7 protein-coding genes are annotated in these 6,197 nt (G+C 65.7%); all 7 read left to right on the top strand.

Annotation, left to right across the window (positions count from 1 at the left end; translation table 11 throughout):
- Positions 1-4: 4 nt before the first annotated feature.
- The 7 genes from DFP85_RS14305 to DFP85_RS14275 all read left to right on the top strand — a co-directional run bounded on the left by DFP85_RS14305 (position 5) and on the right by DFP85_RS14275 (position 6,157).
- Positions 5-175, top strand: coding sequence for an aromatic-ring-hydroxylating dioxygenase subunit beta (locus DFP85_RS14305; RefSeq protein WP_279512946.1), 171 nt, complete (start codon positions 5-7; stop codon positions 173-175).
- Positions 176-258: 83 nt separating this feature from the next.
- Entirely contained in the window at positions 259-1,431 is a 1,173-nt protein-coding gene (locus tag DFP85_RS14300; RefSeq protein WP_133637122.1) for an ABC transporter substrate-binding protein, read from the top strand.
- A 65-nt stretch (positions 1,432-1,496) separates the two neighbouring features.
- Entirely contained in the window at positions 1,497-2,357 is an 861-nt protein-coding gene (locus tag DFP85_RS14295; RefSeq protein WP_133637121.1) for a branched-chain amino acid ABC transporter permease, read from the top strand.
- Positions 2,358-2,369: 12 nt separating this feature from the next.
- Positions 2,370-3,425: a branched-chain amino acid ABC transporter permease gene (locus tag DFP85_RS14290; protein WP_133637120.1), complete on the top strand. Its 1,056-nt coding sequence runs from the start codon at positions 2,370-2,372 to the stop codon at positions 3,423-3,425.
- 3 nt (positions 3,426-3,428) lie between these two features.
- Entirely contained in the window at positions 3,429-4,196 is a 768-nt protein-coding gene (locus tag DFP85_RS14285) for an ABC transporter ATP-binding protein (protein ID WP_133637119.1), read from the top strand.
- Complete coding sequence (locus DFP85_RS14280; protein WP_133637118.1) at positions 4,193-4,924, top strand: ABC transporter ATP-binding protein; 732 nt, start codon at positions 4,193-4,195, stop codon at positions 4,922-4,924. Before DFP85_RS14285 ends, DFP85_RS14280 begins: the two co-directional genes overlap by 4 nt.
- Positions 4,925-4,945: 21 nt before the next feature.
- Positions 4,946-6,157 carry a benzoate/H(+) symporter BenE family transporter gene (locus tag DFP85_RS14275; RefSeq protein ID WP_133637117.1) on the top strand — a complete coding sequence of 404 codons (1,212 nt, stop codon included), beginning with the start codon at positions 4,946-4,948 and terminating at the stop codon, positions 6,155-6,157.
- Positions 6,158-6,197 lie beyond the last annotated feature (40 nt).

Genomic DNA, 6,197 nt, shown 5'->3' with positions numbered 1-6,197 from the left:
GGAGCTGCGCTTCAACTGGCACACCCTGAGCCACCGCTACAAGAAGACCGACAGCTACTTCGGCAGCGCCTTCTACACCCTGGACGTGTCGGGGGCGACGCCGCTGATCACCAGAAAAGTCGTGCAACTCAACAACGACTACATCCACCAGGTCATCGACGTCTACCACGTCTGACGACGACGCCCAAGCATGAGCGGGACAGGGACGTCCCAGCAGAGCATCGCGCTCCAACAACAACTGACCCCCTGGGAATCACCATGAAGAATGCCAAGAAGACCGCCCTCGCCAGCGTGCTGGGCACCGCTACCCTCATGTCTGCCTCCGCCGCCATGGCCGACAGCCACCCGGTCAAGGTCGGCCTGATGCTGCCCTACTCCGGCACCTACACGGCCCTGGGCGAGGCCATCACCAATGGCCTGAAGCTTGCCATCGAGCAGAATGGCGGCCAGCTCGGCGGCCGCGACGTCGAGTACGTGCAGCTCGACTCCGAGGCCAACCCCTCCAAGGCGCCCCAGAACATGAGTCGCCTGGTCAAGGGCGATGGCGTCGACTTCGTCATCGGCCCGGTCCACTCCGGCGTGGCCATGGGCATGCTGCGGGTGGCCAAGCAGTCCGGCGCCATCACCATCATCCCCAATGCCGGCCTGGAGGCCGCCACCAACCAGCTGTGCATGCCCAACGTCTTCCGCACCTCGTTCAGCATGTGGCAGAACAGCTTCCCGATGGGCAAGGTCGCCCATGACCGGGGGCACCGCGAGGTCGTGACCATCACCTGGGACTACGCCGGCGGCAAGGAGGACGTGGCCGGCTTCAAGGAGGCCTTCGAGGCACAGGGCGGCGAGATCGTCGAGGAGATCCTGGTGCCCTTCCCGAGCACCGAGTTCCAGAGCTACCTCACCCAGATCGCCAGCATCGCCCCGGACGCGGTCTACACCTTCTTCGCGGGGGGCGGCGGGGTCAGCTTCGTGCGCGACTACGCCGCCGCCGGCCTCAAGGAGAGCATCCCGCTGATGGGCTCGGGCTTCCTCATCGAGGGCAACATCGCGGCCATGGACGGTGCCGGCGAGGGTGTGCTGACCACCATGCACTACGCCGAGACCCTGGACAGTGAGGAGAACCGGGCCTTCTTGTCGGCCTACGAGGACGCCTACGAGGTGACCCCCGACACCTACTCGGTGCAGGGCTATGACACCGGCGCCATGCTGGTCCAGGCGCTCGACGCGGTCGGCGGCAACACCGAGGACCGGGACGCCCTGATCGAGGCCCTGGCCAAGGTGGAGCTCGAGAGCCCGCGGGGCCCGATGAGCTTCTCCAGCTCCCACCACCCGATCCAGAACGTCTACCTGCGCGAGATCCGCGACGGCAAGCACGAGGTGGTCGGCGTCGCTGCCGAGCAGCTCGAGGTGCCGGACGACGCCTGCCAGATGTGAGCCGGTGAACGTCTGACTTCCCGGGGCGAGCCTGGCTCGCCCCTTCCATCGCGGAGGAGATCGTCATGGATCTCGCATTCTTTGGTGTGCAGCTCCTCAACGGGCTGCAGTACGGACTGCTGCTGTTCCTGATCGCCAGCGGCCTGACCCTGATCTTCGGCATCATGGGCATCATCAACCTGGCCCACGGGGCCATGTACATGATCGGGGCCTACCTGGTGTGGGACCTGACCCTGCGGCTGGGCAACTTCTGGCTGGCGATCCTCATCGCCATTCCCATCGCCGTCGCCCTGGGGCTGGTCATCGAGCGGCTGTTCCTGGATACGCTCTACAAGCGCGACCACCTCTACCAGGTGCTGCTGACCTTCGGCCTGATCCTGGTGATCAACGAGGCGCAGCGCATCATCTGGGGCGGTGACGTCCACAGCGTGGCGATCCCGGCGCCCTTCGATGCCAGCCTGCAGCTTACCGACAACCTGCAGTACTCGGTCTACCGGCTGTTTGTGATGGGCGTCTGCCTGGCGCTGGCCGGCGTCATCTACTGGGTGATCCGCCATACGCGCCTGGGCATCATCATCCGCGCGGGGGCCGTGAACCGTGACATGGTGGAGGGTCTGGGCATCAACGTGCGCACCCTGTTCACGTTGATCTTCAGCGTCGGCGTCGCACTGACCGCCTTCGCCGGCATGATCGCCGCCCCCTTGACCTCCATCACCCCGGGCATGGGCGACAGCATCCTGATCACCTGTTTCGTGGTGGTGGTCATCGGCGGGATCGGCTCGATCAAGGGCGCCTTCTGGGGTGCCATCCTGATCGGCATGGCCGAGACCTTCGGCTCGGTGCTGATCCCCAGCATCGCCAGCATGGTGATCTACCTGATCATGGCCGCCGTGCTGCTGGTCAAGCCCCGCGGCCTGTTCGCTTGAGGAGACTGAGACATGTTGCATAGATATCCCAAGCGCGTCGCCGTCATCATGCTGGTCCTGCTGGCCATCGTCGCGATCTTCCCGCTCTGGGGGCCGGCGCTGTTCGGCGACCAGTCGGACTTCATCCTCGAGAAGCTGACCCTGATGGTGATCCTGGCGCTTTTCGCCATGAGCCTGGATCTGCTGGTCGGCATCGTCGGCCTGGTCAGCCTGGGCCACGCGCTGTTCTTCGGCCTCGGCGCCTATACCCTGGCGCTGGCCAGCCCCGACTTCGATGCGGCCTCGCTGTGGTGGATGCTGCCGCTGGTGATGCTGGTATCGGCCGTCGCCGCCCTGGTGGTGGGCCTGCTGGTGATCCGCACCAAGGGCATCTTCTTCATCATGACCACCCTGGCCTTCGGCCAGATGCTCTACTACCTGATCAGCACCGCACCCTTCGCCGGCGGTACGGATGGGGTCTTCATCATGTTCCGCCCCGATGTCACGGTCGGCGAGACGGCCCTGGTGGATATGAGCGATCCCCACACCTTCTTCTACTTCTGCCTGGGGATGCTGGTCGCGGGCTTCCTGTTCCTGCGCTGGCTGACCCGCTCCTACTTCGGCCAGGTGCTCGACGGCATCCACGACAACGAGCACCGCATGCAGGCGCTCGGCTATGCCACCAACGGCTACAAGCTGGTCGCCTTCGTGATCGCCGGGGTCCTCGCCGCCATCGCCGGCATGCTGGCGGCCATGCAGTACGGCTTCGCCAACCCGGCCCAGCTCGGTTGGCACACCTCCGGGGAGGTGCTGATGATGCTGATCCTTGGCGGCATGGGCACCATCTTCGGCCCTATCCTCGGCGCCTTCGCCTACGAGATCCTGCTCTATATCTACGAGCACCTGACCATGCACTGGCCGATCCTGATGGGCCTGACCATCATCGCGGCCGTGCTGGTGCTGCCACGCGGCATCGCCGGGCTGATCATCGCGCCGCCCTGGCGGCGCAAGGTGACATCCGCGGAGGGGGAAGATGCGCCTGATGATCAGGCCTCCGTGCGGCCCGCAACCCAGAGCAAGGAGGGCTAAGCCATGAGCCAGGAACCGATACTCGCCACCCGGGGTTTGACGCGCCGCTTCGGCGGCCTGGTGGCGGTCAACGGCGTCGACTTCGACGTCCGGCCGGGCGAGATCCACGCCATCCTCGGGCCCAACGGCGCCGGCAAGAGCACCCTGATCAACCTGCTGTCGGGGGAGATCCCGCCCTCGGAGGGCGAGGTGCTCTTCCACGGCAAGCCGATCCAGGGCAAGAGCGTGCGCCAGATCGCCCGCATGGGCATCGGCCGCAGCCACCAGAAGACCAATATCTTCCCGCGCCTCAACTGCCTGCAGAATTGCGAGCTGGCGGCGCGCATCCACCTGGGCGGTGTGTTCGGCAGCTGGCGCTCCCGCCAGCGTGCCCGCGAGGTCGGCGAGCGGGCCCTCGAGGTGCTCGAGACCTGCCACCTGGTCCATCGGGCCTATACCCCGGCCGCCGACATGAGCTATGGCGAGCAGCGCCAGCTGCAGATCGCCATGGTGCTGGCCACGGCCCCCAGCCTGATGCTGCTCGACGAGCCCATGGCCGGCATGGGCCGCGAGGAGACCGTGCAGGTCACGGAACTGCTCGAGAGCCTCACCGACCGCTACACCCTGGTGCTGATCGAGCACGACATGGACAGCGTCTTCCGCCTGGCCGACCGCATCACCGTGATGGTGGACGGCTGCGTGCTGGAGAGCGGGCCTACCGAGCAGATTCGCTCCAGCGAGAAGGTGCGCGACGTCTATCTCGGGCGCCACCACGAGGAGGCCACGGCATGACGGCACAACAGCAGATCACCCCGCTGATCGAGGCCCGCGGGCTGCATACCTACTATGGCGAGAGCCATATCCTGCACGGCGTCGACCTCACCCTGATGCCCGGCGAGACGCTGAGCCTGCTGGGGCGCAACGGCATGGGCAAGACCACCACGCTGAAGTCGATCCTGGGCTTCGTGCCACCGCGGCGCGGCGAGGTGCGCATCAAGGGCGTCCCGGCGGCGAAGCGTCGCCCCTGGCAGCTGATCCGCCAGGGCATCGGCTATGTGCCAGAAGGGCGCGGCATCTTCCCGGGGATCAGCGTGCGCGAGCACCTGATCATGGCCGCTCGCCCCAACGAGCAGGGCGAGTCGCCCTGGACGCTGGAGCGCGTGCTGGACACCTTCCCGCGACTCGGCCAGCGCATCAACCATGATGGCTCCTTCCTCTCCGGGGGCGAGCAGCAGATGCTCTCCATCGGCCGGGCGCTGACCCTCAACCCGGACCTGATGATCCTCGACGAGGCCACCGAGGGGCTCGCACCGCTGATCCGCGACGAGATCTGGAAGATCATCCACGAGATCAAGGCCTCGGGCATCGCCACCATCATCGTCGACAAGAACATCGACAACCTGCTCGACGTGGCCGAGAAACACATCCTGCTGGTCAAGGGCGAAGTGGTCTACAGCGGCGACTCCCGAGGCCTGAAGGATGATCCCACCATCCTCGACACCCACCTCGGCGTCGCCTGAGGTGTGACGGAGAGACGTTACATGCGACTTCACAAGGATTGGTCGATACCCGCGATCACCGCCGGCTTCGTGGCGGTGCTGGTCTCCTACTCCGGTCCCCTGGCGATCTTCTTCCAGGCGGCCCAGAGTGCCGAGATCTCCACGGCCATGATGACCTCATGGGTGTGGGCGATCTCCATCGGTGCCGCCGTCTCGGGAATCGTGCTCAGTCTATGGTTGAAGGTGCCCGTGGTCACCGCCTGGTCGGCACCGGGTACGGCACTGCTGGTGACCCTGTTCCCTGGCCTGTCCCTGAACGAGGCGGTGGGGGCCTATCTTACGGCGGCGGCGGTGATCTTCGTGATCGGGATCACCGGCTCCTTCGACCGCATCATCCAGGCGATCCCTCCTGGCATCGCCAGCGCCATGATGGCGGGCATCCTGTTCCAGTTCGGTGTCGGGGTCTTCGTCTCCCTGGAGGCGGTGCCGGCGCTGACCTTGGGCATGATCCTGACCTACCTGGTGTTCAAGCGGCTGACCCCACGCTACAGCCTGGTGGCGCTGCTGGTGGTCGGCGTCATCCTGGCCGTGGTGTTCGAGGATGCGAACCTCGATGGCGTGACGCTGAGCCTCGCAAACCCGCAGTTCATCCGTCCCGAGTGGAGCTGGAATGCGACCCTGAGCCTGGCCATCCCGCTGGTGCTGGTCAGCCTGACCGGCCAGTTCCTGCCGGGCATGGCGATCATGCGTAGCTCTGGCTACAACACGCCGGCCAGACCAATCGTTACCGTGACCAGCCTGACCTCCTTCGTCACCGCCTTCTTCGGAGGGGTCACCACGGTGATCGCCGCGATCACGGCGGCCATCTGCACCAGCAAGGAGGCCCATGAGGACCCCGGCAAGCGCTACGTGGCCGGGGTAGCCAACGGGGTTTTCTATCTGATCGGCGGCACCTTCGCGGGGACCATTGTGCTGCTGTTCACCTCATTGCCCGGCGAGTTCGTCGCAGTGCTGGCAGGTCTGGCGCTGATCGGTGCCATCACCAGCAACGTCAGTGCCTTCGCCGCCCACAAGGACCATCTGGAGGCTTCGGTAATCACCTTCATCGCCACGGCCTCGGGCATGAGCTTCCTGGGGCTGGGCTCGGCCTTCTGGGGGGTGGCGGTCGGCGCACTCGCCTATGCCCTGCTGCACCGACCGTTGCCTGGCCTCGGACGCAAGGCGAGACAAGCCCAGGCACGCAAGCAGAGCTGATATCGCGACCCAGCATAAAACTTCAAGAACAAGGCTTTTC

It is taken from the genome of Halomonas ventosae (assembly GCF_004363555.1).
Taxonomy (GTDB): domain Bacteria; phylum Pseudomonadota; class Gammaproteobacteria; order Pseudomonadales; family Halomonadaceae; genus Halomonas; species Halomonas ventosae.
Note: the sequence above shows the minus strand (reverse complement) of the source record. Positions and strands in the feature narration are given on the sequence as shown.

Excerpts from the sequence above, each read along its gene's own strand:
- DFP85_RS14285 (WP_133637119.1), top strand. The coding sequence starts at position 3,429 with ATGAGCCAGGAACCGATACTCGCCACCCGGGGTTTGACGCGCCGCTTC.
- DFP85_RS14280 (WP_133637118.1), top strand. The coding sequence starts at position 4,193 with ATGACGGCACAACAGCAGATCACCCCGCTGATCGAGGCCCGCGGGCTG.
- DFP85_RS14300 (WP_133637122.1), top strand. The coding sequence starts at position 259 with ATGAAGAATGCCAAGAAGACCGCCCTCGCCAGCGTGCTGGGCACCGCT.
- DFP85_RS14295 (WP_133637121.1), top strand. The coding sequence starts at position 1,497 with ATGGATCTCGCATTCTTTGGTGTGCAGCTCCTCAACGGGCTGCAGTAC.
- DFP85_RS14290 (WP_133637120.1), top strand. The coding sequence starts at position 2,370 with ATGTTGCATAGATATCCCAAGCGCGTCGCCGTCATCATGCTGGTCCTG.
- DFP85_RS14275 (WP_133637117.1), top strand. The coding sequence starts at position 4,946 with ATGCGACTTCACAAGGATTGGTCGATACCCGCGATCACCGCCGGCTTC.